We start from the raw sequence: 25,045 nt of genomic DNA on the forward strand, positions 1-25,045 counted from the left end.
ACGTAACGGAGTCCTACTAGAAGGCTCATGAAGATCTTGGGTTCTGGCCCTGCCGCGTCAGCGGCAGGGCCAGACTCGTCTTGTGGCGATGGGTGAGTGGGTCGGCGAGATGGTCGGGCCGGACGTGTGGGAGACCTGCCGGGAACTGATCCCGGCCGGGAGTGTGTTCGCGTTCCTGGCCGAGCACCGGGGCGAGCTGTTCCCGGCGGCGATGTTCGCAGACATGTACCCGTCGGCGAACGGACGGCCGAGCATGCCGCCGCAGGTCCTGGCCGCCGCGATCACCTTGCAGGCCCTGCACGGGCTGTCGGACTTCGAGACAGTCCAGGAACTGCGGTGCGACCTGCGGTGGAAGGCCGGATGCGGGCTGGGCCTTCACGACACGGCCTTCGACCCGTCACTGCTGGCCTACTTCCGCCGCCGGCTGGCCCGTTCCGCGCGCCCGAACCGTATTTTCGACGCCGTGCGCGAAGTCGTGAAGGCCACCGGCGTACTCAAGGGGAAGCACCGCAGGGCGCTGGACTCCACCGTGCTGGACGACGCGGTGGCCACCCAGGACACCGTCACCCAGATCATCGCCGCCGTCCGCGCGGTGATCCGCGAGGTCCCCGGCGCCGACACGGTCGCCGCCACGCAGTGCACCGCGCACGACTACACCGACCCGGGCAAACCCCGCATCGCCTGGAACGACGAGCAGGCCCGCGCCAGGCTGGTCGACGCGCTGGTCACGGATGCCCTGCGGCTGCTGGGCCACCTGCCCGAACAGCAACTCGGCGAAAGGGCAGCCAACGCGGTGGGCATTTTGGCCCTGGTCGCCGGCCAGGACGTCGAGCCCGCCGAGGACTCCGACGGCCGCGACGGCCGCTGGCGCATCACCCGGGGCACCGCCCCCGGACGGGTGGTCTCCACCGTTGATCCCGAAGCCCGGCACGTCCACAAGACCCGCAGCCACCAGCAGGACGGCTTCAAGGCCCACCTGGCCATCGAGCCCGAGACCGGCTTATACACCGCTGTCGCCCTGCGGCCCGGCTCGGGAGCCGAACACCACGAGGCCGCCGTCGGCCTGGACCTGCTCGCCGACGAGGACAACCCGCTGGACGTCTTCGGCGACACCGCCTACTCCACCGGCGACGCCCGCCAGACCCTCCACGAGGCCGGGCACCGGCTGTTCCTCAAACCCGCCCCGCTGAGGCCCGCCGTCCCCGGCGGCTTCACCCTCGACGACTTCGCCATCAACACCAAAACCGCCATCGTGACCTGCCCGGCCGGACACACCGTGGCCCTGTCCGACCCCGGCGGGCAGCACCACCAACGCAAAGCCTCTTTCGGGAACTTATGCACCGGATGCCACCTACGCGAGCGGTGCACCAAAGCCAGGGCCGGACGCATCCTGACCATCCGGCCTCACCACGACCACCAGACCGCCGCGCGCCGCCAGGCCGCCACCGACCCCGGCTGGCAGGCCGACTACCGCCGCTGGCGGCCACCAGTCGAACGCGCCGTCGCCTGGCTCGTCCACCACGGCAACAGGCGCCTGCGCTACCGCGGCACCATCAACAACAACACCTGGCTCCACACCCGAGCCGCCGCCCTCAACCTCCGCCGGCTGATCAACCTCGGACTCACCCACACCAGTGGGATCTGGCACCTCGCACCGGCCGGTACATGACCGCAGGGGCTGTCCGGCCTGACGGCCGGACAGCCCCTCACCAAGATCTTCATCGGCCTTCTAGGGGAGCGCCGCCCCCCGAGCCGTCACCCACAGCTCGTACCACTCCTCGTGGGTGAGTTCGGGGTCGCGGCGGGCGGCGTCGCGGCAGGCTCGGATGCGGGTGGGGTTCGCCGTGCCGATGACCGGGGCGATGCGGGCCGGGTGGCGCTGGAGCCACCACAGGATGATCGTCTCCGGGGTGGTGTGCTTCTTCTCGGCCAGGGCCGTGACCAGCTGGGCCGTGGCGTATTCCGCGGGGGTCGCCTCGCGGCCCGTGTAGCTGCCCTGGGCGAGCGGGCCCCACGCCTGGAGGCGGATCCCGTGGGTGGCGCAGTGTTCCAGGGTGCCGAGCGGGAAGCCGTTCGTGGCGGCCTCGGGCGTGTTCACCAGGACCCCGGCCTCCACCCAGTCCCGGCTCTTCAGGCTCATCTCCAGCTGGTTGGCGACGAGCGGGAAGTCCAGGTGGGACTGGAGGTGGGCGATCTGGTGGGCGCTCATGTTGGAGACGCCGAAGCTCCTGACGAGGCCCTGCTCCTGGAGCGAGGTGAGGGCCTTGGCCACTTCGCTCGGGTCAGCCAGCGGGTCGGGGCGGTGCAGGAGCAGGACGTCGACGTGGTCGGTCTGCAGCCGGGTCAGGCTCTCCTCGACGCACCGCGCGATGCGGGCACCGCTCAGGTCGTACACCCCGGGGCGGTCGCCGTCGGCGAGGCGGATCCCGCACTTGGTCTGTACGGTGATGCGCTCGCGCAGCCCGGGCGTCCGGGCGAGCACCTCGCCGAACACGGCCTCGGCCTTGCCGTCGCGGTAGATGTCGGCGTGGTCGAACGCGGTGATGCCGCTGTCGAGGGCCGCCTGCACGGCGGCCTCGGCGGCGTCGATGTCGGCGGCCTTGTAGGGCGCGGAGTCCCAACTCCCGCCCAGCCCCATGCATCCGTAGATCAGCCGGTCCTGGTCGGTGTGCGCGTGCGGGCGCGCGTGCGCGTGCGGTGTCGTGGTCACCTCGGCAGCGTAGGCCCCGCCGTCACGGCTTGGGGATGTCGAAGTAGCGGTTGAGGCCCGCGGCGAGCGCGACATCGCCGGTGATCTTGACCTTGCGCATCATGAACATCGTGACGGGGCTCTGACTGCCCGAGACCAGCTTCAGGAAGTCCGCGTCGCCCAAGGCGAGCGTGACGCGCGGCGTGGCGTCCGAGCGGCCCTCGGTGACCGTGCACGTCCCGTCCGCGATCGCCGCCTCGTACACGGCCTCCGCCTGGTCCCCGGCGCTCGTGACCTTCCAGCGGATGACCGCCTGGAGCGAGCCGGCGGCGTCCGGCTTGAACTGCCGCTCCATGCGCGCGAAGACCTCTTCGAGGATGCGGGCCCGCAGCTCGCCGTCCTGCGCGATCCGGTCGATCTCCTTGGCGGACAGGCCCTTCACGATCTTCGCGAACTGCTCGGGCGTGACCGCCGAGAAATCGAGTCCGGCAATCCCGTCGCGCGTGCTTGCGCCCTCGCCCATGGAACCCTCCGTGTGCCGAAGCTGCTTACCATTCAGTAAACTTACCAATCGGTAAGGTTACGGCCGGGGCAGATGGGCTGACAAGCGTGACGGGTATAACGGGCGATCCGGCAGAAGGCCACGGGGGGATCGGGGAGCCTTCCGGGGCGCGGGGTGGCGGACCGGGTGCCCCCGCCGGCCGGCGGCGCCGTGTCCCGCGCCGCGAGCGCGAGCAGCAGATGATCGACGTCGCCGTGCGGGTCTTCGCCAAGCGCGGGTACCACGCTGCGTCCGTCGACGAGATCGCCGAACTCGCGGGCGTTTCCAAGCCGATGGTCTATCTCTACCTCGACTCCAAGGAAGGGCTGTTCCTGGCGTGCTTGCGCCGGGAGTCAAACCGGCTCGTCGCCGCGTTCCAGGGGGCGGCGCGGGCGGGCGGCGAGCCCGAGGAGCGGCTCTACGCAGGCCTCGCCGCGTTCTTCGCGTTCGTCGCCGGACACCGTGACTCCTGGGTCGTCCTGCACCGTCAGGCCTCCGAGCTCAGCGCCGCCATCGCCACCGCGGTTGCCGAGGCGCGCCGGGCCGTCATGGCCGAGGTCGCGGGCCTGGTAGGGGACGGCATCGCGGACAGCGGACGGGGGACCCTGCTCGACGCCGATGACGCCGACTTCGTGGCCCACGCGCTCGTCGGCGCCGCGGACGCGCTCACCGACTGGATGGAGCGCCACCCGGGCCAGGCGCCGGACGGGATCGCGCTGCGGCTGATGAACATGGTGTGGGTGGGGATGCGGCACGTCCTCGACGGTGAGATCTGGACCCCGCGCGCCGCCTGACCGTGCGGGATCCCTCGCCCGCCCGCGCCGTTCGGTCGCGTCGGCACCATTGAATTTCCGTTACGCGTGAGTAAGTTGACGGCCGAGTAAGTCTGTAAGTCTGCGTGGGACGAGCGAGACGCAGGGATCACGTCAGCCGCGACCTGGAGCCGTCATGGGCGTACGCAAGGATCTTCAACGGGCACAGAAGCGCAGCGACTTGACGGGCCGGGTCACCGTCGAGACCGTCAAGGACGAGCACGGAACCGTGCGCGAGGTGCGCACGGCCGGCCTCGCCGCGGACCCCGGCGGGAACACGCCCGCCGACATCCCCTTCACGAACGCCGCCGAGGCGCCCGACGCCGTGGTCCTGCGGCGCAAGGAGGGCGAGCACTGGCGTCCCGTCACGGCGGCGGCCTTCGCGCGTGAGGTGACCGCGGCGGCCAGGGGACTGATCGCGGGAGGCCTCGAACCCGGCGGGCGCGTCGCCCTCATGTCCCGTACGCGCTACGAGTGGACCGTCCTCGACTTCGCCATCTGGGCGGCCGGCGGGCAGACCGTACCCGTCTACGCCACCTCGTCGGCCGAACAGATCGAGTGGATCGTCCGGGACTCCGGCGCGCGCCATCTGATCACCGAGACACCCGAGAACACGGCGACCGCGCGGGCCGCGCTCGCCGCGCTGCCCGAGGAGGAGCGGCCGCGCTGCTGGGAGCTGGACGCGGGCGCCGTACTCGAACTCGCCACCCTGGGGCGGGAGGTGGACGACGACGAGGTGACCAAGCGGCGCACCGCCCTCACCCCCGACACCGTCGCGACCGTCTGCTACACCTCCGGGACCACCGGGAAGCCGAAGGGCTGCGTCCTCACCCACGCCAATCTGCACACCGAGGCCGCGAACACGGCGGAGCTGCTGCACCCCGTCTTCAAGGAGGTGACCGGACAGGTCGCCTCGACGCTGCTGTTCCTTCCCCTGGCGCACATCCTCGGACGCACCATCCAGATCTCCTGCATGCTCGCCCGTATCGAACTGGGCCACTGCCCCGGCATCAAGCCCGACGAGCTGCGGCCCCAACTGCGCTCGTTCCGCCCGACGTTCGTCGTCGGGGTGCCGTACCTCTTCGAGAAGATCCACGACACGGGCCGGGCCACCGCGGAGAAACTCGGCCGCGGTGCGTCGTTCGACCGGGCCGATCGGATCGCGGTGAACTACGGCGAGGCACACCTGGCCCGCTTCCTCGGCCGCGGCAGGGATCCCCGTGGCGGCAAGGGCCCGTCCCTCGGTCTCAGGACCGCTCGCGGCCTCTACGACCTGCTGGTGTTCCGCCGCGTGCGCAAGGAGCTCGGCGGGCGGCTGCGCTACGCGATCAGCGGCGGCTCCCCCCTCGACCGGCGCCTCAGCCTCTTCTTCTACGCCGCCGGGATCCTCATCTACGAGGGGTACGGCCTGACCGAGACCAGCGCCGCCGCCACGATCACACCGCCGCTCGCCCCGCGTCCCGGGACGGTCGGCCTCCCCGTGCCGGGCACGGCCGTCCGGATCGCCGACGACGGGGAGGTGCTCGTCAAGGGCGGCATCGTGTTCGGCGGATACCGGAACAACCCCGAGGCGACGGCGGAGGTGCTCGACGGCGGCTGGTTCGCCACCGGTGACCTGGGGGCCCTCGACGAGGACGGCTATCTCACCATCACCGGCCGCAAGAAGGACATCATCGTCACCTCCGGAGGCAAGAACGTCTCGCCGGCCGTCCTGGAGGACCGGCTGCGCAGCCGCCCGCCGGTCGGCCAGTGCATCGTCGTGGGCGACAACCGTTCCTACATCGGCGCGCTGATCACGCTGGAGCCGGAGGCGGTCGCGCACTGGCTGTCCGTACGGAAGATGCCCGCCGACACCCCGATGGCCGACGTCGTCCGTGACCCGCGGATGATCGCGGCGGTGCAGCAGGCCGTCGACTATGCGAACGAGGCGGTCTCGCGGGCTGAGTCCATACGTAGATTCGCCCTGGTGGAAGGCGAGTTCACCGAGGACAACGGGCTGCTCACCCCCTCGTTGAAGGTCAAGCGGCATGCGGTCGCGGCCGCGTACGAGCGGGAGATCGAGGACCTCTACCGGGGCTGACCGCCCGCCGCCGGAACCGGCATCGACGCCGGGGCCGCGATCGGGGTCCGGTGCGGGGCTGCTGCGGGCGGCTGCGGGCGGCAGGCCGTGGGCGAAGAGCGCGGCGAGTTCGGCGGGCGTGGCGCCCAAGCGCTCGCCGGCCAGGTCCCACAGGTCCAGCCAGCCGCGCCGGACCCGCGCGGCGAACGCGTCCTGGCCCGGCGACGCGGCCGTGGCGGCGGCCTGGAGCAGCATGAGGGTGACGTCCCGGTCGACGCGCAGCTCCGCGTGCGCCCGGACCCTTCCCTCCAGGGTCGCGGGCGCCTCGCCCAGGGCCTGTTCGAGACGCTGGAAGCAGCGGTCGGTGGCCGCCTCGAACAGGGCGTGCTTGGTCGGGAAGAACCGGAACAGGTACGGCTGCGACACCCCGGCCCGCCGTGCGATCGCCTCCGTCGACGTGCCGTGGTACCCGCGCCCGGCGAACTCGACGAACGCGGCCAGCACGACGGCCTCCCGCCGCTCGCCGGCGCTCAGCCGCATCGCGTGCTGGTGGAGTGCATCCGGGGTCTCCTCGTGGGTCGGTTCAGCGCTGGACGGCGTCTCCCTTGGACACATCCAGCGGGTCCCAGCCCTCGCCTCGTTCCGGGAGCAGGGACGGGTCCGAAAGGACGGATCCGGTGTGCACCTCGTGCATCAGGCGGCGGTCCAGGATCCGGCCCGCGCAGGCGATGCCGCTGACCGCCGAGCCCGTGATGCCGTTGCCGTAGCGGGTGTCCGCGCCGGCGATGTAGAGGCCCTCGACGAAGGTCGCCGAGTCCGGGCGGGCCCCGGCCGCGCCCCAGTGCGCCATGCCGAAGGGCGTACCGCCGCTGGAGAGCGTGTAGCGCTCGTGGGTGAGGGGAGTCGCGGTCTCCAGGTGCGTGATGTGACCGCGCAGCGGGCCGAGCAGCTCCTCCGCCGCGTCCAGGACCGCGTCCGTGAGGCGGGCCTTCTCCTTCTGGTACGCGGGGTTGCGGCGGTACTTCTCGCCGTCCGCGGGGCCCGCACGCACGCCCCACTGCTCGAAGCCGGGCGGGCACAGCGTCATCAGCTGGAAGTTGGAGTGGCCCGGAGGGCAGATGCGGGGGGTGACGTCGTCCTTGCCGGAGGCGAACGAAGCGAAGAGGAAGTCCGAGCCGCCCTCCACGGTGCCGGCGCGCAGCCCCGCGTAGAACCGCTCGATGTCGTCGCCGCGGTACCACCACAGGTTGGTGTGCTGTTCGATGTCCCGGTCGAGGGCCACGTAGACCGCCGCCCAGGGGAGCGCCATCCGCGCGTCGCGCGTCTTGGCGGCGAGGCGGCGCGGCAGGTTCTGCGCGCCGACGAGGTCCAGCATGGTGCGCCGGTAGTCGGCGTTCGAGACGACGACCGGGGCGGGCGCGCGGCTGCCGTCGGCGAACTCGACGCCGCGCGTGCGGCCCTCCTCGACGGCGATCCGCGTCACCCTGCTGTACGTGCGCAGCGCGCCGCCGTGCGCGCGGATCACTTCGAGGAGTCCGGCCGCGAGCATCTGGCCGCCGCCCTGCGGGTAGTAGGCGCCCCGGATGTAGTGGTCGGTGACCGTGGCGTGCAGGGCGACGGTCGCCTCGTCGGGCGCCATGCCGTAGTTCGGCGACTGGGCGGCGAGCAGCGTGCGGGCCCGGGGTGACAGCCCGCAGTGGTCGAACAGCTCGGTCAGGGGGCGGCGTCCCCAGGCCACCGACCGCGGTGCGTGCTGCGGGAGTTCGGACATCGGGAGGTCCTCGGCGGCGACGATGGCGTCCCGCCGCTCGGTGCCGAGCCCCGCCACGACGTCGAGGAACGTGTCGATCCCCGCCGCGTCGGCCGGGCACGCCTCCTGGAGCCGCTTGCGGTACGTCGCCCAGTCCGCCGGCATGTCGAGCGTGGCGCCGGGGATCACGATGCGGTCGAAGGCGTCCGGGTTCATCTCGCGGTAGGTGAGCCGCCCGCGCAGGCCGAGCCCGTCCAGGACCGCGGGCAGCAGTCCGTCCGGCCCGCAGTCGCCGAGATAGTGCACGCCGACGTCGAACTCATAGGCGCGGCGCCTGCGGAACACATGGCTGTTGCCGCCCGCGACGCCGCCCTGCTCGGCGACCAGGACCCGCTTGCCCAAGACCGCGAGATACGCGGCACAGACGAGACCGCCGATACCGGAGCCGACGACGACCGCGTCCCAACTGTCCGAAGCATCCGTGGAGTTCATGCGACGCTCCGGGTCGGCGTCGACGGGAGCGGGGTCGGTACCGCGGGCAGCTGCCCCGGTTCGCCGACCGTGAGCCGGGAGACGCGCGGCGCGGTCTTGCGGGCCAGGCCCGTGAGCGTACGGCCGGGACCGATCTCGACGAACATGTCGCAGTGCAGCTCGTCGGCCATCGTGCGCACCGAGTCCGTCCAGCGCACCGGGGACGTCAGCTGCCGCTTCAGGAACTCGGGCCAGCCGTCGGAACCGCGGTAGGGGCGGGCGTCGACGTTCGCCACGACCGGCGCGAAGCCGTGCAGGAACTCGGTCCCCGCCAGTGTCCGCTCGAACGACACGGCCGCCGGGGCCATCAGCGGCGTATGGAAGGCGCCGCCCACCGGGATCGACACGACACGCGTCGCCCCCAGCTCCACGGCCACCGCCGAGCACCGCTCCACGGCGTCGGCCTCGCCCGAAAGAACAGTCTGCTGCGGCGAGTTGAGGTTCGCGACCCAGACCCGGCCGCCGTCGTCGCGCACCGAAACGGCGGCCTTCTCCAGGTCACCGGCGGACAGACCGAGGACCACGGCCATCGTGCCGGGCGCGTCCGCGCACGCCTTGCGCATCGCCTCGCCGCGCGCCGCGACAAGCCGTACGCCGTCCTCGAAACCGATGACGCCGGCCGCGACGAGTGCCGCGTACTCGCCGAGGCTGTGACCCGCGCACACCAGGGGGCGGCCCGCGGCGGGCAGGACCTGCCGCAGCTCGCTCAGGATCACCATCTCCAGGACGAACGTGGCGAGCTGCGCGTTGTCGGTGCGCCGCAGATACGCGTCGTCGGCACGGAGCAGCAGTTCCACCACGTCACGCCCGGACACCTCGCTCGCCCGCTCGGCCAGGAACCAGCCGGGGCTCGACGCCCACGGCCGGCCCATTCCCGCGTGCTGCGCGCCCTGCCCCGGAAACGCCAGAGCCAATCGCGGACCTGTCATCTCGTCCATCGCCTTCTTCTGTCTCCCGGAATTACGGCTACGGCGATGATTCCAGAGGGATTTGGAACCTCCGTAGAGGGCAGATAAAAGGTCTCCGAATACCCGCGCGGGGCGGGGAGAAGGCTTTGCTGTCACTTTCGGGGAATGCGCTGTCTCTTTCGTTGGGCGCCCCTTGTCCGGCCCGCTCCGGCCCGTTTACGTTCCCTTCGTCAAGGCAGCAGGCGATGAGAGGAACCCACATGACTCAGCAGACCGTGGCGTCGGCGGCCGGCTACCACGAGCAGGTGAGCCGGATCGTCATCGAGGAACTCGAGCTGGAAGAGGGAGAGCTGACGGACAGCGGTCATTTCATCGACGACTACGACAGCGACTCGCTCTCCCTCATCACCGTGGTCTCCCGAATAGAGAAGGAATTGGGAGTTGCCATTCCGAAGGACACCCTCGGCGATCTGGTGAATCTGCGCCTCCTCGTCGACGCCGTCGTGCAGCACGCCGCGGGCCAGCAGGCGGGGGAGAGCGCGCATGGCTGACACCGCCGGTGCGGCGCGCCCCTCGCGCCGCGTCGTCATCACCGGACTCGGCGCGGTGTCGCCCGTCGGCATCGGCGCCGACGTGTTCGCCGCCGCCGTCCGGGCGGGCGTCAACGGCACCGCCCCCATCGAGTCCTTCGACGCGAGCGCCTTCCCGCGCCGCAAGGCCGGCGAGGTCCTCGACTTCGAGCCCGCCGACCACCTCAAGCGGCTCGACCCGCCGCGCTGGGGTCGCAGCGGCCTGCTCGCGGCGGCCGCCGCCCGGCTCGCCGTCGCCGACGCGGGCATCGACGAGGAGCGGCTCGACACGGCCCGCGCGGGCGCCGTCATGGGCACCACCAGCGGCGAGTCCGCGGTCGTCCAGGTCCTCGCCGAGCAGTGGATCGAGGGCGGTCTCGCCTCGATCGACGGCGAACTCGCGGGTCAGACACCGGCGTCCAGGATCGCCAACGCGGTCAGCGCCGAACTGCGCCTCACCGGCGAGACGCAGACCATCCCGACGGCCTGCTCCGCCTCCAACTACGCGCTCGGCTACGCCTACGACCTGGTGCGCAGCGGCGAGGCCGAGGTGATGCTCGCGGGCGGCGCCGACGCCGTCAACCGCCTCACCCACGCCGGGTTCTACGCGCTCGGCGCGATGGCCGAGGACGTGCCGCGGCCCTTCGCCGCCGACCGCTCCGGCATCGTCACCGGCGAGGGCGGCGCCGTCCTCGTCCTGGAGACGTACGAGCACGCCGCAGCGCGCGGCGCCCGGATGTACGCGGAGATCCTCGGCTACGCGGCCAACTGCGACGCCGCCCACATGGTGCACCCCGACGCGACCAGCATCGCCGCGGGCATCAGGGCCGCGCACGAGGCGGCGGGCGTCGAGCCCGCGCAGATCGACTACATCTGCGCGCACGGCACCGGCACACCGACGAACGACTCCACCGAAGTGGCCGCCGCCCGCGAGGTGTTCGGTGACCGCATCCCGCCGATCAGCTCCATCAAGTCGATGCTCGGCCACACCATGGGCGCCGCGTCCGGCTTCGGCGCGATCGCCTGCTGCAAGGCGTTCGAGCAGGACTTCCTGCCGCCCACGGCCAACGTCACCGAGCCCGACCCGGCGCTCGGCGAAGGCGTGGACTGCGTGCCCGGCGTCGGCCGCGAGGCGCGCCTGGACATCGTGCAGAACCACGGGTTCGCCTTCGGCGGGAACAACGTCATCACCATCCTGGGGAGGGTCTCGTGACGACCGCGACTGCGACCGCGACTGCGACCGCGGGCACGACCGCCGTCGCGACCGCCGCACCGCTCTACGTCACCGGCGCCGGAGTCGTCTCCGCGGCCGGGTACGGACTCGCCCCGCTCGGTGAACTTCTCATCGAACACGGCGAGTTGGAGAAGAGCCCGGTCGGCGAGGACGCCGGCGCGTACCCGCCGCGCCCCGTCCGCGCCGTCCACGGCTTCGACGTCAAGGCGCACCTGGGCCGCAAGGGCACCAAGTACCTCGACCGGCTCACCTCCTTCGGCCTGGTGGCCTGCAAGGAGGTGCTCGAAGGGGCGGAGGTGAGCGGCGGCCGCACCGGTGTGGTGCTCGCCACCAACACCGGCTCCGTGTCGACACACAGCTCCCTCCTGTACGACACGCTGACCCTGGAGAAGCCGTACCTGGTGAACCCGGGCCAGTTCCCGAACACCGTCATGAACAGCACCTCCGGGCAGATCGCCATCCGCAACGGCCTGCGCGGTCTGAACGCGACCGTCGCCGGCGGCCAGACCGCCTCGCTGCTCGCGTTCCGGCACGCACGTCTCGCGCTCGGCCTCGGCCGCGCCGAGCGGCTCCTCGTCGGCGGCGTGGAGGAACTGAGCGCCCCGGCGGCGTGGGCGTGGCACCGCACCGGGGTGCTCCGCGAGGACGCGGCGCTCGGTGAGGGCGCGGCCGTCTTCACCGTTCAGCAGGACCCTGCGGAGGGGGCCCTGGCCGAACTCCTCGCGTGCGAGGTGCGGTTCACGCCGGACCCGCGGCAGTACGCCGAAGGTCTCGCGAACGCCGTCTCGCGCGCCCTCGACCGCAGCGGGGTCCGCCCCGGGGAGGTGTCGGCCGTCTCCCTCGGCGCCGCCCACCACCGCGGCCTGGAGCGGATCGAGGAGCGCGGCGTGCGGGCCGCGCTCGGGGGCGAACTGCCGCGCGCCGTACGGGTCGCCGATGTGCTCGGCGAGACGTACAGCGCCAGTGGCGCGCTGCAGCTCGCCGCCCTCCTCGCCCTGTGGCAGGCCGAGCCGCCGGCCTCGCCGGTGACGGCGCTCGTCACCTCCGTGGGCCGGGACGGCAATGCCGCGGCCCTGGTGGTGCGCAGCCCCCGCTGAGGCCTGCCCCGATGACGGCAGCGGCGCCCGCGAGTCTCCCCGCGGGCGCCGCTGCCTTTTCCGTCCACCGCCCCTGAAGGAGACCGTATGTCCGCCGCCACCCTCGACCCGTCCTGCGCGGGCCGGACCTACCCGCCCACCGAGCCGTACGAAGTGGGCCGCGAGAAGATCAGGGAGTTCGCCGCCGTCCTCGGAGCGCCGGCCGGCGACGGCGCCGTCGCGCCGCCCACCTTTCCCATCGTGCTGTCCCTGCACGTCATGAAGCAGATCCTCGACGACCCGGACCTCGGCTTCGACTTCGCGCGGGCCGTCCACCGCGACCAGCGCTTCGAGTCGGTCCGCCCCGTGCGCGCCGGGGACCGGCTCACCGTCAGTGTCGAGATCGTCGCCGCCGAGACGGTCGACGGGAACGATGTCGTCACCCTGCGCGGACACCTGCGCGAGGCGGACGGCGGCGCGCCCGTGTGCACGACGACCTCGACCCTCGTCTCCCGTAAGGAGGAAGCCGTATGAGCCAGGTACCGCGGCCCGGCGACCGGCTGCCCACCCGCACCTTCCGCTACACCCGCGAGCGGCTCGTGGCCTACGCCGCCGCGTCCGGCGACCACAACCCCATCCACTGGTCCGACTCCCGCGCCGCCGCCGTGGGCCTGCCCGGTGTCATCGCGCACGGCATGCTCGGCATGGGCGTCGCCGCGACCGCCGTCACCCGGTGGGCCGGCGAGCGGGCCACCCTCGTCGAGTACGGCACCCGCTTCACCCGTCCGGTCCTCGTCCCCGACACCGCCGACGGCGTGGACCTCACCGTCGACGGCACCGTGGGCGACGTCAGGGAAGACGGGACGGTTCGGGTCGATCTGACGGTGCGCTGTGGGGAGCAGAAGGTGCTGGCGCGGACGCGCGCGGTGCTGGCGTACGACCGATAGCGAGCCCCGCGAACGTCCCGGCGAACACCACGGCGGCCCCCGTCAGCACCGCGCTGCGGAGGCCGCCGTGCGCGTACACGGCGGTCAGGACGGCGATGCCGAGGGCCCCGCCGAACTCGCGGATCGTGTTGTTCACGCCGGACGCGAGATTGTGCTCGTGCTCCGCGACCGAGCCGATGACCGTCGCCGGGTTCGCCGCGAAGACGAGACCCATGCCGACGCCCGCGAGGACCATGGCGCCGACCATCTGCCCGTACGCCAGACCGGGCTTCGAGATCAGCGCCAGCCACACCAGCGCGACCGCCTGGAGCAGACACCCCGCCGCCTGGAGCGGACCGCCGCCCACCCGCCCGACCAGCGCGCTGGCCAGCGGCACGATCACCATCGGCGCCGCGGTCCACGGCAGCGTACGCAGGCCCGCCTCGAACGGCGAGTAGCCCATCGGCCCCTGCATGAACTGCGCCAGGAAGAAGATCGCGCCGAACACCCCGAAGTACATGGTCAGAGCCAGCGCGTTGCTCAGCATGAAAGGGCGTACGCGGTAGAGGTGCAGCGGCGCGAGAGGCGTCGGGGTGCGCCGCTGCCACCAGGCGAAACCGGTGAACAGCGCGGCGGACACGGCGAGTCCGGCCAGCGGACGCACCGAAGCCCAGCCGCTGTCGGCCGACTGCACGATGCCCCACACGGCCGCCACCACCGCACCCGTGACGAACGCGATGCCCGGCACGTCGAGGCGGCGCGGCGCGCCCTTGGACTCGCGGATCGCCCACAGGGCGAGAGGGAGCGCGACCGCCCCCACCGGCACGTTGATCCAGAAGATCCAGTGCCAGTCGAGGCCCTGCGTGACCAGGCCGCCGGCCATCGGGCCGAGGGCGATGCCCAGGCCGTTGACCCCGCCCCACACGCCGACCGCGAGCGGCCTGCGCTGCGGGGTGACGGCCGCGACGGCCAGGGTCAGTGAGACCGGCAGGACGGCAGCGGCCCCCGCCCCCTGCACGACGCGGGCGGCGACGAGCAGGCCCGCCGAGTCGGAGAGCGCGCACGCCGCGGACGCGACGGTGAAGAGCCCGATGCCCCACACGAAGACGCGCCGCCGGCCGATCCGGTCGCCGAGAGCGGCGCCCGCGAGCAGCAGCCCCGCGAACGCCAGGATGTATCCGTTGACGACCCACTGGAGGCCGGACTGGCGCACCCCCAGGTCACGGGAGATGACGGTCAGCGCGTTGGTCACGACGAGGTTGTCGACGGCCACCATGAACATGGGCAGCGAGGTCGCGATCAGCGCCCATGCCGCCCCCTTTGCTCGCACGATGTCTTTCCTTCCTTACGGCTCGGGGACGCGAGGAGGCCGCCGACCCTCGAGAGGTCCGGCGGCCTGGCCCGCGCTTACGAACGGCGTTACGCCTGCGTGCCCGCCGGCGGCAGCTTCAGCTCGACGGCGCCGATCTGCGCCAGCAGGAACAGGTCCTGGCGGCAGGCCCAGTGCTCGTGCACCAGACCGTCGTCACCGACGCGGTAGATGTGGATGTGCTCGACGTCGACCTTGTTGCCGGTGCCCTCGAAGCCGAGGAAGTTGCCGGTGTGGATGCCGGTGAAGCGCACCCGGATGACGGCCTTGTCGCCGTCGGCGAACGAGTCGATGTGGTCCCAGCTCGCCTCGGAGAACACGGAGTTCATCCAGCGGGCGGTGCCGAGGTAGCCGGCGGGGCCGCCGGGGGTGCCGGGCGGGGCCTCGTAGTCGACGAAGCCGGGGGCGACCAGCTCGTGGGCGACCTTCTCGTCGAGGTCGTTGAAGATCCTGCCCATCTGCTGGGCGATCTCCAGAACGGTGGCGTTGGACATGGAGTTCCTTTCCTGAAGGGGGAGTTGGGAGGGGGGGCTCTGGTGTGGGGGGAATCAGTGGCCGACGCCGAGGCCGCCCGTGACCGGGAGGATCGCCGCCGTGACGTACGAGGCCTCCTCGCTCGCCAGGAAGCGGACGGCGGCCGCGACCTCGTCCGGGGTGCCGGCCCGGAACAGGGACGTCTGGCCGAGGACGTGCTGACGCCGGGCGTCGGTGACGTCCTTGACCATGTCGGTCTCGATCAGGCCGGGCGAGACGATGTTGACCGTGATGTTGCGGCGGCCCACCTCGCGGGCGAGCGAGCGGCCGAAACCGATCAACCCGGCCTTGGATGCGGCGTAGTTGGTCTGTCCGGGGGCACCCGCCATCGCGCTCATCGAGGACATGAGGACGACCCGGCCCCAGCGAGCCTTGAGCATGTCCGGCACGACCTCCCTGGCGACGGTCACCGCCGACATCAGGTTCGTCTCGATGACCGCGCGGAAGTCGTCGTCCTCCATGCCGACGAGCAGCTCGTCGCGGGTGATCCCGGCGTTGGAGACGAGCACCTGGATCGGCCCGTGCTGGATGCGGGCCTCGTCGACCGCGCGCCGCACGGACTCGGGGTCCGTCACGTCGCAGCGCACCCCGAACAGGCCCTCGGGCGGCTCACCGGTGCGGTACGTGACGGCGACCTTGTCGCCCTGTTCGGCCAGGGCGCGGGCGGTGGCGAGGCCGATGCCCCGGTTCCCGCCGGTGACGAGCACGGAACGGCTCACGGAGTCAGCTCCTAGGAGTGGGGGACAGGGCCGCCGGCAGGAGCGCGTCGAGCCGCTCCGCCGCCTCGGCCGTGTCGGTGAAGTGGATCGCCTGCCAGCCGGCCGCCTCCGCGCCCGCGCAGTTGTGCGCCAGGTCGTCGACGAGCACGCAGTTCTCGGCCGGCATCCCGGCCTGCTCGGCGGCGAGGGCGAACATGCCGGGCGACGGCTTGCGGTGGCCGACCTCGAAGGACAGCAGGACGTCGTCGAAGAGCTCCGCCGGATCGACCATGCGGCGCCAGTGCGCGTCCCAGGTCGGCACCATGTTGGAGAGCATCCCGACGAACGCGCCGCGCTCGCGCGCCGCGCGCAGCGCCGCCACCCACGCGTGGTTGGTCTCCCGCCCGTCGAACCAGGCGTCGGCCAGTGTCGTCAGGTGCACGCCGGTCACACCGTGGTCGGCGGCGAGCACCTCGGAGACCTGCGCGAGCCACTCCTCCTCGGAGACGAGGGGGGTGTCGATCGGCTCCATGATGTCGCTGGTGCCGTAGCGGGCGGTCACCTTGCCGAGCGCCTGCTGAAGGGCCTGCGGGTCGATGCCCTGCGTCGTGCAGAAGGTGCCCATCGTGTGGGCGATCGGCGGGGTGAGGACCCCGCCGAAGTCGGTCCAGACGGCGAGGCGCCGGGGCGCCCGCGCGTCCCGCGTGCTGCTCACAGCTCACTCCCGGGTGCGACGGTGACGGTGACGTGCGCGATCTCGGCGTCGCCCTGGAGGAAGCGCACGGGGGTCTGCGTCCGGCCGCCGTCCGCGCGCATCCGCGGCGCCTCGGCGTGCACCGGCTCGTCGAGCTCCGCGAACCGCGAGAAGCGCGCCTCGAACCCGACGGCGTACGTCGTCAGCGGCTCGCCCGTGGACAGCAGGGCCAGCTGCCGCGCCGCCTCGACGAGCGTCATCGCGGGCAGGTGGTCGTAGACGTGGTCGAACAGCGCTCGGTTGTCGAAGCGCGGGGTGACCTCGGCCGAGACCGCGGCGGGGGACGTCTCGGGGCGGGACAGGACGACGTTCAGCGGGTTGCCGCGGCCCACGCGGGCGGGCTCGGCCTGCCCGATGTCGTCCACGGCGGCCCCGTGGTCGCAGAAGTCCGAGGTGAGCGGGGCGGGCGTGCCGCGCTGGGCGTGCCGCAGGACCTCGTTCTCGTGCTGGTTGAGGAACAGCACGTCCATCTCGTGCTCGCCGACCTCGGTGTCGTCGACGAAGTACCGCTGGGCGACCTTGCCCTTGCGGTAGCGGCCGCGCCGCGTCGGCTGCCCGATGTACTCGGTGTCGATGCGCACCCGGCCGGGCTCCGGGCCGACGACCAGTTCCTTGAGCCCGTACAGGTCGAGCCGGAACGTGTCGACGATCATCGTGGTGCCCTTGGAGAGCCCGATGTGCGCGTGCGACCCGGCGATGGCCGCCTGCCGGCCCGACTCCAGGAGCAACAGCGCGTCGTAGACCGCCGGCCGCTGCACATGGTCGCTGTAGTAGCCGTGGCTGAGCGGGAGTTGGACCGCGGAGCGCACCTTCTTGGCGGCCAGCGCCCTGATGTCCGTGACGAAGACCTCGGAGACCGCGGCCCGGTGGACCAGGGAGCGGTCGACGGTGCGCCCGTAACTGAGTTCGGCGGGCGCCGAAGGAATCTCCGGAGCCACGTGTGTGGTCATACCTGTTTCCTTTGGCTGGGGTCCCTCGAAGACTTCTCGCGCGGACATCTCGTGAAGACATCCGGTGAGGCTTCCGTCCGAGCGGAGGGGTTCGCTGCCGAATGAGCGTCGCAGGGGCGCATGGAAGCGCGATGGCGCGGGAATTCAACGGCGATAAAAGCGTCTTCGCATTCCCGCGCACCGAGTGGGGAGCACGCCACGGGGAAAGCGCAGTATCCTCGTGGAATGCGTATCGGAGAGCTGGCGCGGCGTACCGGAGTTCCGGTCCCCACCATCAAGTACTACTCGCGCGAGGGCCTGTTGCCCCCGGGCGAGCGCACCAGCCCGAACCAGGTCGCGTACGACGATTCCCATGTCCGCAGGCTCAAGCTGATCCGGGCGATGCTGGAGGTCGGCGGCCTGTCCATCGCGGCCGTACGCGACGTCCTGTCCGAGGTCGACTCCCCGACCCGCACGGTCCACGGCATGCTCGGCGTCGCCCAGTCCGCGGTGACCAGGGCCGCCGTCGAGCGGGGCACCGACGAGGACCGGGAGCGGGCCGAGGGCGAGGTCCGTGAGCTCGTGCTCCGGCACGGCTGGGCGGCGAAGCCGGAGAACCCGGGCTGGCAGGCGCTCGTCCAGATCGTGCTGACCTACCGCGACCTCGACCGGGGTGACCTGCTCACCCTGCTCGACAAGTACGCCGCCGCGGCGGGGGAGTTGGCGGTCGCCGAGCTCGGCGCGCTCGCCGACGTGCCCAGCGCCGACGGCAAGGTCGAGGGCGTCGTCCTCGGCACGGTCCTCGGCGACGCGGCCATGGCGGCGCTGCGCCGGATCGCCCAGGAGGACGCCTCCGGCCGGATCCGCAGCGGGCGCCGCCACAGCGCGTAGCCCCCGCCGGCTCACCCGGCGTACGCCAGCAGCGGCGCCACCGGCGCCAGATGGTGCACATGGGCGGGCGGCAGATTCCCGAACACCGTCTCCGTGCGGAACCGGTGCCGGTCCAGGGTCCGCCCGACGACGGCCTGCACCGCGAGGGTCCGCTCGCGCGCCCCGCCCGTCGTGAACGCCCGGCGCAGCGGCGGCATCCCCGCGTAGGCGAAGAACGACAGAGTGCCGCCGGGACGCAGCGCCGCGAGGAGCCGGCCGAAGATGTCCTCGACCGTGCCCGCCTCGAAGTTGGCGAACGGCAGCCCGCACACGATGGTGTCGTAGCTCCCCAGTTCATGCTCCTGCACGAGCCCGGTGAGCAGTCGCACCCGCTCGTCGCCGCCGTAGTCGCGGTACAGGAGCTCGGCGAAGCGGGGGTTGGCCTCGACGAGGTCGAGGGTGTCCAGGGCGCCGAGCGAGGCCCTGATGCGCCGGGTCACGGCGCCCGTGCCGGGGCCGACCTCGAGCACCGCGCGGGCGCGGCCGGGGCTGGGGATCACATAGCGGGTCAGGGCCCGCGCCAGCAGGGGACTGCTGGGCGCGATGGCCCCGGTGTCCCGTCGGGTGCGGGCGAACTCTCGGAGGAACAGCGTCACATCGGTCATGGCCACCTGCGTCATTAGTGATAGTGAAACTATCGATAGCGTAGGTTACTGTTGGAGCTCAGGACACGCCCAGCCGCCGCCCACAGCGACGCTAGTGGGCCTCTGACCTGGGAACACGCCTCACCAAAGACCCAGCGCATGCCTCCAAAGAGGCATCGGGCCCAGGGAAAGGGAGACCGATGGACTTCGCCTCACTCGTGTCGTGGGTCGACTTCACGTCCGGCCTGTCCACCCGTATGTCGGGCGCAGCCTGCTGGGCGTACGCGATCCTCGCCATCACCACGCTGCCGCCCCTGCTGCCCAACGCGGTGCTCCTGATCACCGGCGGGATGCTCGCCGCGCGCGGTGAGATGTCCCTCGTCCTGGTCCTGCTCTCGGTGGCCGGCAGCGCGCTCGCCGGCGACGTCCTCATCCACCGCTTCGGCTGGTTCGCCGGCCGCAGGGTGCGCGGCGGTGCCGCGGGGCGCGGGCGCAGAGGCGAGCTGTTCGACTGGGCCGCGGGGCGGGTGCAGCGCGGCGGGATCCCGTTCGTCGTCGGCGTCCGCTTCCTGCCCAGCGGGCGCCTCCTCGGCGGGCTCGCAGCCGGTGCGGCGCGTTACCCGGCCGGCAAGTTCGCGATCGGCGCCGCACTCGCCGAAGTCGTCTGGGCCGCCTACTCCGTGGGCGTGGGCTACTTCGGCGGAGCGGTCAGCGACGACCCCGTGTACTCCGTCGCGATAGGCCTCGGTCTGTCCGTCGCCGTCGGAGCGGTCGCGGCGCTCGCCCAGCGCAGGGCGACCGCCACGGCCGCGGATGTCTCGAAGGGGGCATAGCGCCTTCCCCGAAACGCGGATATCGGACGCGCACCTTTCGTGGAAGCCTCGGAATTCGTGTGCTGCGGACCGGAATTCACCGTAGCCGCCGGGGCGTCGCATGGAATAGACGTTCACATAGACGTTCGCCACACGCCATTTGATTGATTCAGGGAGACAGAAGTGTTTGCCGCTATCGGAAAGTTCACCGCGCGGCGCCGGAAATGGGTCGTCATCGCGGCAGTCGTCTTCACGCTGTTCGCCGGCGTGTGGGGCACCGGGGTCTTCGGCTCGTTCACCGGCGGCGCCGGTTTCGACGACCCCGCCAGCGAGTCCGTACAGGCCGACAAGGTCCTCGACGGCCCGCTGGGCCGCGAGTCCAACGACCTCATCGTCCTGTACGAGTCGAAGGACAAGGGCGAGGCGGTCGACTCCTTCAGCACAGCCGTCCGCGCCGCGCTGGACGACGTCCCACGTGCCGGCATCGCCCGCCTGGACTCGTTCTGGCACCCCGGCACCCAGAGCCCGAGCGCGTACGTGTCCAAGGACAACCAACAGACGTACGCGACCGTCCAGTTCACCAGCGACGACGACCAGAAGCAGGTCGAGGCGCTGGAGAAGATCAAGGACGACTTCGCGGCCGACGGCGTCACCGTCCGCTACGGCGGCGTCGCCGCGATGACCGACCAGGTCAACACCCTCACCGGCTCGGACATCGCACGCGCCGAGATGCTGTCGGTCCCGATCCTCCTGATTCTCCTGGTCCTGATCTTCCGCAGCGCGATCGCGGCGCTCCTGCCGCTGGCCGTCGGCTCGTTCGTGGCTCTGGGATCCTTCGTCGTGCTCCGCGTCCTGACGATGTTCACGGAGATCTCCAGCACCGTCATCAACGTCATCACGATCCTCGGCCTCGGTCTCGCGATCGACTACGCGCTCTTCCTCGTCAACCGCTTCCGCGAAGAACTCCATGCGGGCGCCGACGTCGACACGGCCGTGGAGCGCGCCACCGCGACGGCGGGCCGCACGGTCGCCTTCTCCGGCATCGCCGTGGCGATCTCCTTCGCGGGACTGGCCTTCTTCCCCTCCCGCTTCCTCTCCTCGATGGGGTACGCGGCGGTCGCCGTGGTCGCGTTCGCGGTGGTCGGCTCCCTCACCCTCCTGCCCGCCCTCCTGCGCTACACCGGGTACAGCATCGACAAGTGGCGTATCCCGCTGGGCGGCAGGAACCGTGCCCCCAAGCCGGAGAAGGAGGGCCGGTGGTACCGCACGGCCCACGCGGTCATGCGCAAGCCGCTGATCTCCTCGCTGGCGATCGTCGCCGTCCTCGTGGGCCTCGGAGCCCCGCTCCTCGGCGTCAACTGGGCGCGCCCCGGCGAGTGGGTGCTGCCCTCGGACGCCGACGCGAAGGTGGTCAGCAAGACGCTCGCATCGGACTTCGGGACGAACCCCGCACAGATCATGACCTCGGTCGTCCAGGGCACCACCGGCCCCGTGGACCGTGCCGAAGCAGGGGCCTACGCAGCCAAGTTGGCCAAGGTGGACGGCGTGGCCTCCGCGACCCCGACAGCCTTCGAGGGCAACGACGCGCGCATCACGCTCCGCTACACGCCGGACGCCATGTCCGACGCCGCGCAGAGCATGGTCCACGACCTGCGCGCCACGGCGCCCCCGGCCGGAACGGACACGCTCCTGACGGGCATGCCCGCGTCCCGGGTCGACATCGTCGGCATGATCGGCGAACGCCTCCCGTGGATGGCCCTGTTCGTAGCGGTCGTCTCCTTCTTCGTCCTCTTCCTGGCCTTCGGCTCCCTGCTGCTCCCGCTCAAGTCGGTGATCCTCAACCTCCTCTCGCTCCTGGCCGCGTTCGGAGCGATCAAGTGGATCTTCCAGGACGGCCACCTCTCGGGCCTCCTGGGCTTCGAACCGATCGGAGCGGTGGACGCCAACTTCCCGGTCCTGGTCGTGGCGATCGCGTTCGGCCTCGCGATGGACTACGAGGTGTTCCTGCTCTCCCGCGTCCGTGAGGAGTGGGAAGTGAGCGGAGACCCGGTCGAGTCGGTGGCCCTGGGCGTCCAGCGCACAGCCAAGATCATCACGAGCGCCGCACTGCTGCTCGTCGTGGTCGTAGGCGGCTTCATGGCCTCCTCGATCCTCTTCATGAAGATGATCGGGGTCGGCCTGGTCATCGCGGTCCTCGTGGACGCAACGATCGTACGAGGCCTGCTCGTGCCCGCGACGATGGCGCTGCTCGGCAAGTGGGCCTGGTGGGCACCGGCACCGCTGGCGCGCTGGTGGTCGAAGTACGGCTTCCGCGAGTCCTCGGCCCCGCCGCCCCCGCCCGCGCCCGCCCCGGCGCCGCGCACCGAGGCGCTGCGGTGACGTTGCCCTCCGCCGGGCGGGCGGGTGAGGCGCCCAGCACGGAGGCGCCCGCCGCGCCCGCCCCCCGAACCGGGACGGCCGGCAACCCCGGTCCGGCCGTCCCCTCACCCGCGCCGCGCCCCGGCCCCGTCACTCCCCCGTCGACGGCAACCCGGGGCGCGGCGTCCCCCCGAACTGACGACGAGCCCGACCCTCTCACTGATGAGCAGGCAGGCCCCGCCCCCAATGAGCAGACGGGTCCGACCTCCAGTGACGCCCGGGACGACCGGGACGCGCTCGCCGCGGATGATCGAGACGCGTTCGCTGGGGACGACGACCGGGCCACACTCACCAGGGATGACAGGGATGACAGGGCCGCGTTAGGCGGGGACGACCGACTCGCGCTCGCCGGAATCATCGCGGCCGGCGTCACCGCGGTGCTCGCCGCGCTCTTCGGGGACTGGGGAACCTGGTCCGCGCCCCTGGGCGACGGCCTGCCCGGCTTCCCCCTCGCATGGGGAGTGACGGCGGGACCGCCGGTCGTACTCGTAGCCCTGGCAGGCGTGTTCGTGGCCTGGGCGGGCGCGCCCTCCTTCGCGCGTACGTGGGCGCACACCGCCGCCGCACTGGCAGCGGCGACCGGTCTCCTGGCCCTGTTACGGCTGCCCGTAGGCCCCGACACCACCTGGACGGCGCTGGCCGAGGCCTCGCACGCGGGCCTGTTCGGCGTACTCGCGGGCTGGGCCCCGGCACTGGCGGCGCTGGCCGTCACCCGACGGCGCGCGGACGGCCGTACGGGACTCACCCCATACGTCTGGGTAACGGCCCTGGCGGCCATGGCGCCCCTGCTCGTCCTGGCCGCCGGAACGGCGTGGAGCAGCCCGGCCCACGGGGCCCTGTGCACGGCGTCGGAGTGCATCAGCCCGCGCGCCGGCCTCCTCTTCACCGGCGAGGTCACACTGCGCCTGGCCCTGCCCGCCTGGGCGGCGGCGATCGCCGTGCTGGCGGCGGCCCGACGGGCATCCCGGTTCCGCGACCTGCGCGCGACCTGGCAGATCCTCGTCGCCTTGGCGGCGGCGGGCTTCACGACCCTGCTGGCACCCGGGCTGGTACTCGGAGCCAAGATCTGACGCGCAGGCCCACCGCCTGGCCACCCGCCGACGAGAGGGGCCACGGGCCCCATGAACCGCGTACGAGACAAGACCCGCCGCCAGGGAAGGGGCAGCCCCACCGAGCGACCGGCCGCGTACGAGAGGCGGCCCGCCGCAGGGAAGGGGCAGGCACACGAGCGACTGGCCGCGCACGAGACAAGACCCGCCGCCAGGGAAGGCGGCCTCTCACCGACGACCGGCCACGTACGAGACAAGGACGGGCGCCAGGGAAGAGACAGCCTCACCGAGCGACCGGCCGCGTACGAGAGGCGGCCCGGAAGGCAGCGATTCCCACCGGCCGCGAGACGCCGACGAGACGGGAGGGGACGTGGGGGCATGTGCGCGCGGAGCCACCAGCACCACGTACAGGTGATCAGCCAGCTGACGTGCACCCGTAGAACAGCGAGCACGTACATGCCCCCGCGGCCCCGCACCCGACAACACAACGGCCGAAGACAGCCGGCACAGCAAACGATGCCGAAGCCCAAACCCCACCACTCGTCGCCCATGACGCTGCCCCGACCATCCCTCCACGACAACGGAGAGCCGAACCATGAACGCGACGCACCACCCAAACCGCCGAAGGCTGCTCGCAGCATCCGCGGCCGGAGTCGTCGCCGCGCTGGCCTGGACGGGGGCCACCGCCGTCGCGGGTGACGCCCCGCGCCCCCGCGCCAGGCGCGCGTACATCGGCGGGTTCACGCTCGGTGAGTACGGCCTGCCGGGCCTCCCCGGCATCGGCATCGCCCGGGTCGGCGCGGCCGGACAGCTCGAACTCACCGGCTGGCAGCGGGACATCGTGAACCCCTCCTACCTCACCCTCGCCCCGAACCACCGCCACCTGTACGCCGTGAGCCAACGCCCCGGCGGCGCCACCGGCTCGCTCCACGCGTACCGCATCGACGGCGACCGGCTGCACCCCCAGGGCCCGCCACGCTCCAGCCACGGCGCCGCCCCCGTCCACCTGGCCGTGCACCCCGACGGCCGTTTCCTGCTCACCGTGAACTACGACTCGGGCCACGTCGCCGTCCTGCCGGTACACCCCGACGGCTCCCTCGGCGAGGCCGTCCAGGTGCTTCGCCACCACGGCCACGGCCCGCACCCGCAGGAACAGCGAGGCCCCCACCCGCACATGGTCGCCTTCGACCCCGCGGGTCGCCGCGTCCTCGTCCCCGACAAGGGCAACGACCACATCTACGTCTACGACTTCGACACCCGCACGGGCCACCTCGAGCTCGCCGACCGGACCCATGTCGGCCGAGGTATCGGCCCACGCCACGTCGTCTTCCACCCCGCTGGCAAGCTGGCCTACGTCACCAACGAACTAGGCCACTCCGTGACCGTCCACGCGTACGACGCGGCCACGGGCCGGCTCACGCCGGTCTCGCACGCCTCCGTGGCCCCGCCCGGCATCAACCCACGTAACGCCCCCTCCGCCGTCCACCTCACGCGAGACGGCGGCACCCTGGTGACCGCTGACCGGGGCCTCGACACGGTCGAGTCGTTCCGCGTGGAGAACGCGGGCCGCACCCTCACGCTCCTCGCGTCGCAGCCGGTCACGGCGAAGGCGCCGGGGACCCGCTGGCCCAGGGACGTGGCACTCGACGCGTCGGGCCGGTTCGTCTACACGGCGAACCAGGCGGGCCAGTCGGTCAGCGCGTTCCGCCTGGACCCGGCCACGGGCCGCCTCGCCCCGGCGGCCCCGCCGCTCCACGTGGCGAGCCCCAGCTGCGTACTTCTGGAGTAGAACGCAACGCAACGCAAAGCGACACGACACGACACGAGCGAGGGGGGCGACTCCCAGATCCGCAGATCCGGGAACCGCCCCCAC

The 25,045-nt window shown here is 72.0% G+C and carries 23 protein-coding genes and 1 pseudogene; 13 read left to right on the top strand and 11 right to left on the bottom strand.

What is annotated here, in order from left to right; translation table 11 throughout:
- The first annotated feature begins 109 nt into the window (after positions 1–109).
- Positions 110–1,669, top strand: a complete 1,560-nt coding sequence (locus OG456_RS23450; protein WP_266569386.1) for an IS1182 family transposase — start codon at positions 110–112, stop codon at positions 1,667–1,669.
- Positions 1,670–1,729: 60 nt separating this feature from the next.
- On the opposite strand, the gene OG456_RS23455 is transcribed toward OG456_RS23450, so the two are convergent.
- Positions 1,730–2,710 (bottom strand): aldo/keto reductase family oxidoreductase, encoded by a 981-nt coding sequence (locus tag OG456_RS23455; RefSeq protein ID WP_266564084.1) that lies wholly within the window; start codon positions 2,708–2,710, stop codon positions 1,730–1,732.
- Positions 2,711–2,732: 22 nt separating this feature from the next.
- Positions 2,733–3,212 (bottom strand): SCP2 sterol-binding domain-containing protein, encoded by a 480-nt coding sequence (locus OG456_RS23460; protein WP_266564086.1) that lies wholly within the window; start codon positions 3,210–3,212, stop codon positions 2,733–2,735.
- An 86-nt stretch (positions 3,213–3,298) separates the two neighbouring features.
- Here OG456_RS23460 and OG456_RS23465 point away from each other — a divergent pair, with 86 nt between their 5' ends.
- Positions 3,299–4,024 carry a TetR/AcrR family transcriptional regulator gene (locus OG456_RS23465; protein ID WP_323136351.1) on the top strand — a complete coding sequence of 242 codons (726 nt, stop codon included), beginning with the start codon at positions 3,299–3,301 and terminating at the stop codon, positions 4,022–4,024.
- 154 nt (positions 4,025–4,178) lie between these two features.
- Positions 4,179–6,122, top strand: a complete 1,944-nt coding sequence (locus tag OG456_RS23470) for a long-chain fatty acid--CoA ligase (protein ID WP_266564088.1) — start codon at positions 4,179–4,181, stop codon at positions 6,120–6,122.
- Between the two features lie 357 nt (positions 6,123–6,479).
- Here the strand turns inward: OG456_RS23470 and OG456_RS23475 are convergent.
- From OG456_RS23475 to OG456_RS23485, 3 genes and pseudogenes are all read right to left on the bottom strand, one after another.
- A pseudogene (locus tag OG456_RS23475) lies at positions 6,480–6,716 on the bottom strand (helix-turn-helix domain-containing protein); the annotation flags it as partial.
- Complete coding sequence (locus tag OG456_RS23480; RefSeq protein ID WP_266564090.1) at positions 6,685–8,343, bottom strand: NAD(P)/FAD-dependent oxidoreductase; 1,659 nt, start codon at positions 8,341–8,343, stop codon at positions 6,685–6,687. The gene OG456_RS23480 and the pseudogene OG456_RS23475, both read right to left, overlap by 32 nt.
- Positions 8,340–9,320: an ACP S-malonyltransferase gene (locus tag OG456_RS23485; RefSeq protein ID WP_266564092.1), complete on the bottom strand. Its 981-nt coding sequence runs from the start codon at positions 9,318–9,320 to the stop codon at positions 8,340–8,342. Before OG456_RS23485 ends, OG456_RS23480 begins: the two co-directional genes overlap by 4 nt.
- Positions 9,321–9,550: 230 nt before the next feature.
- Between OG456_RS23485 and OG456_RS23490 the strand changes: the two genes are divergently transcribed.
- The 5 genes from OG456_RS23490 to OG456_RS23510 all read left to right on the top strand — a co-directional run bounded on the left by OG456_RS23490 (position 9,551) and on the right by OG456_RS23510 (position 13,116).
- Positions 9,551–9,841, top strand: coding sequence for an acyl carrier protein (locus tag OG456_RS23490; RefSeq protein ID WP_266564094.1), 291 nt, complete (start codon positions 9,551–9,553; stop codon positions 9,839–9,841).
- Complete coding sequence (locus OG456_RS23495; RefSeq protein WP_266564096.1) at positions 9,834–11,072, top strand: beta-ketoacyl synthase; 1,239 nt, start codon at positions 9,834–9,836, stop codon at positions 11,070–11,072. Before OG456_RS23490 ends, OG456_RS23495 begins: the two co-directional genes overlap by 8 nt.
- On the top strand, positions 11,069–12,190 hold the full coding sequence (locus OG456_RS23500) for a beta-ketoacyl synthase N-terminal-like domain-containing protein (protein ID WP_266564098.1): 1,122 nt from the start codon (positions 11,069–11,071) through the stop codon (positions 12,188–12,190). Before OG456_RS23495 ends, OG456_RS23500 begins: the two co-directional genes overlap by 4 nt.
- Before the next feature lie 87 nt (positions 12,191–12,277).
- Positions 12,278–12,703, top strand: coding sequence for a MaoC family dehydratase N-terminal domain-containing protein (locus OG456_RS23505; protein WP_266564100.1), 426 nt, complete (start codon positions 12,278–12,280; stop codon positions 12,701–12,703).
- Positions 12,700–13,116: a MaoC/PaaZ C-terminal domain-containing protein gene (locus OG456_RS23510; RefSeq protein WP_266564102.1), complete on the top strand. Its 417-nt coding sequence runs from the start codon at positions 12,700–12,702 to the stop codon at positions 13,114–13,116. The genes OG456_RS23505 and OG456_RS23510 overlap by 4 nt, the downstream gene beginning before the upstream one ends.
- On the opposite strand, the gene OG456_RS23515 is transcribed toward OG456_RS23510, so the two are convergent.
- From OG456_RS23515 to OG456_RS23535, 5 genes are all read right to left on the bottom strand, one after another.
- Entirely contained in the window at positions 13,019–14,425 is a 1,407-nt protein-coding gene (locus OG456_RS23515) for an MFS transporter (protein WP_266564104.1), read from the bottom strand. The genes OG456_RS23510 and OG456_RS23515 overlap by 98 nt on opposite strands.
- Before the next feature lie 89 nt (positions 14,426–14,514).
- Positions 14,515–14,958 (bottom strand): ester cyclase, encoded by a 444-nt coding sequence (locus tag OG456_RS23520; RefSeq protein ID WP_266564106.1) that lies wholly within the window; start codon positions 14,956–14,958, stop codon positions 14,515–14,517.
- A gap of 54 nt (positions 14,959–15,012) precedes the next feature.
- A complete protein-coding gene (fabG, locus tag OG456_RS23525; protein ID WP_266564108.1) occupies positions 15,013–15,717 on the bottom strand; it encodes a 3-oxoacyl-ACP reductase FabG in 705 nt (234 codons plus the stop codon).
- 4 nt (positions 15,718–15,721) lie between these two features.
- Positions 15,722–16,411, bottom strand: a complete 690-nt coding sequence (locus OG456_RS23530; RefSeq protein WP_266564110.1) for an HAD family phosphatase — start codon at positions 16,409–16,411, stop codon at positions 15,722–15,724.
- The gene (locus tag OG456_RS23535) at positions 16,408–17,400 is read right to left on the bottom strand and encodes an AfsA-related hotdog domain-containing protein (protein WP_266564112.1); all 993 of its coding nucleotides are present in this window, start codon (positions 17,398–17,400) and stop codon (positions 16,408–16,410) included. The genes OG456_RS23530 and OG456_RS23535 overlap by 4 nt, the downstream gene beginning before the upstream one ends.
- Before the next feature lie 225 nt (positions 17,401–17,625).
- Here OG456_RS23535 and OG456_RS23540 point away from each other — a divergent pair, with 225 nt between their 5' ends.
- Entirely contained in the window at positions 17,626–18,270 is a 645-nt protein-coding gene (locus OG456_RS23540; RefSeq protein WP_266564114.1) for a MerR family transcriptional regulator, read from the top strand.
- 11 nt (positions 18,271–18,281) lie between these two features.
- Here the strand turns inward: OG456_RS23540 and OG456_RS23545 are convergent, their stop codons facing one another.
- Complete coding sequence (locus OG456_RS23545) at positions 18,282–18,929, bottom strand: class I SAM-dependent methyltransferase (RefSeq protein ID WP_266564115.1); 648 nt, start codon at positions 18,927–18,929, stop codon at positions 18,282–18,284.
- Between the two features lie 164 nt (positions 18,930–19,093).
- Between OG456_RS23545 and OG456_RS23550 the strand changes: the two genes are divergently transcribed.
- The 4 genes from OG456_RS23550 to OG456_RS23565 all read left to right on the top strand — a co-directional run bounded on the left by OG456_RS23550 (position 19,094) and on the right by OG456_RS23565 (position 24,961).
- Complete coding sequence (locus OG456_RS23550) at positions 19,094–19,726, top strand: DedA family protein (protein ID WP_266564117.1); 633 nt, start codon at positions 19,094–19,096, stop codon at positions 19,724–19,726.
- Positions 19,727–19,888: 162 nt separating this feature from the next.
- A complete protein-coding gene (locus tag OG456_RS23555) occupies positions 19,889–22,084 on the top strand; it encodes an MMPL family transporter (RefSeq protein ID WP_266564119.1) in 2,196 nt (731 codons plus the stop codon).
- Positions 22,081–23,193 carry a hypothetical protein gene (locus OG456_RS23560; protein ID WP_266564121.1) on the top strand — a complete coding sequence of 371 codons (1,113 nt, stop codon included), beginning with the start codon at positions 22,081–22,083 and terminating at the stop codon, positions 23,191–23,193. Before OG456_RS23555 ends, OG456_RS23560 begins: the two co-directional genes overlap by 4 nt.
- Positions 23,194–23,767: 574 nt before the next feature.
- Positions 23,768–24,961, top strand: a complete 1,194-nt coding sequence (locus OG456_RS23565) for a lactonase family protein (protein ID WP_266564123.1) — start codon at positions 23,768–23,770, stop codon at positions 24,959–24,961.
- The last annotated feature ends 84 nt before the right edge of the window (positions 24,962–25,045 follow it).

The organism is Streptomyces sp. NBC_01446, assembly GCF_026340095.1.
GTDB classification, from domain to species: domain Bacteria; phylum Actinomycetota; class Actinomycetes; order Streptomycetales; family Streptomycetaceae; genus Streptomyces; species Streptomyces aureus.

Excerpts from the sequence above, each read along its gene's own strand:
- OG456_RS23470 (WP_266564088.1), top strand. The coding sequence starts at position 4,179 with ATGGGCGTACGCAAGGATCTTCAACGGGCACAGAAGCGCAGCGACTTG.
- OG456_RS23450 (WP_266569386.1), top strand. The coding sequence starts at position 110 with ATGGTCGGGCCGGACGTGTGGGAGACCTGCCGGGAACTGATCCCGGCC.
- OG456_RS23510 (WP_266564102.1), top strand. The coding sequence starts at position 12,700 with ATGAGCCAGGTACCGCGGCCCGGCGACCGGCTGCCCACCCGCACCTTC.
- OG456_RS23535 (WP_266564112.1), bottom strand. The coding sequence starts at position 17,400 with ATGACCACACACGTGGCTCCGGAGATTCCTTCGGCGCCCGCCGAACTC.
- OG456_RS23550 (WP_266564117.1), top strand. The coding sequence starts at position 19,094 with ATGGACTTCGCCTCACTCGTGTCGTGGGTCGACTTCACGTCCGGCCTG.
- OG456_RS23540 (WP_266564114.1), top strand. The coding sequence starts at position 17,626 with ATGCGTATCGGAGAGCTGGCGCGGCGTACCGGAGTTCCGGTCCCCACC.
- OG456_RS23460 (WP_266564086.1), bottom strand. The coding sequence starts at position 3,212 with ATGGGCGAGGGCGCAAGCACGCGCGACGGGATTGCCGGACTCGATTTC.
- OG456_RS23565 (WP_266564123.1), top strand. The coding sequence starts at position 23,768 with ATGAACGCGACGCACCACCCAAACCGCCGAAGGCTGCTCGCAGCATCC.
- OG456_RS23495 (WP_266564096.1), top strand. The coding sequence starts at position 9,834 with ATGGCTGACACCGCCGGTGCGGCGCGCCCCTCGCGCCGCGTCGTCATC.
- OG456_RS23505 (WP_266564100.1), top strand. The coding sequence starts at position 12,278 with ATGTCCGCCGCCACCCTCGACCCGTCCTGCGCGGGCCGGACCTACCCG.
- OG456_RS23485 (WP_266564092.1), bottom strand. The coding sequence starts at position 9,320 with ATGGACGAGATGACAGGTCCGCGATTGGCTCTGGCGTTTCCGGGGCAG.
- OG456_RS23520 (WP_266564106.1), bottom strand. The coding sequence starts at position 14,958 with ATGTCCAACGCCACCGTTCTGGAGATCGCCCAGCAGATGGGCAGGATC.
- OG456_RS23545 (WP_266564115.1), bottom strand. The coding sequence starts at position 18,929 with ATGACGCAGGTGGCCATGACCGATGTGACGCTGTTCCTCCGAGAGTTC.
- OG456_RS23480 (WP_266564090.1), bottom strand. The coding sequence starts at position 8,343 with ATGAACTCCACGGATGCTTCGGACAGTTGGGACGCGGTCGTCGTCGGC.
- OG456_RS23490 (WP_266564094.1), top strand. The coding sequence starts at position 9,551 with ATGACTCAGCAGACCGTGGCGTCGGCGGCCGGCTACCACGAGCAGGTG.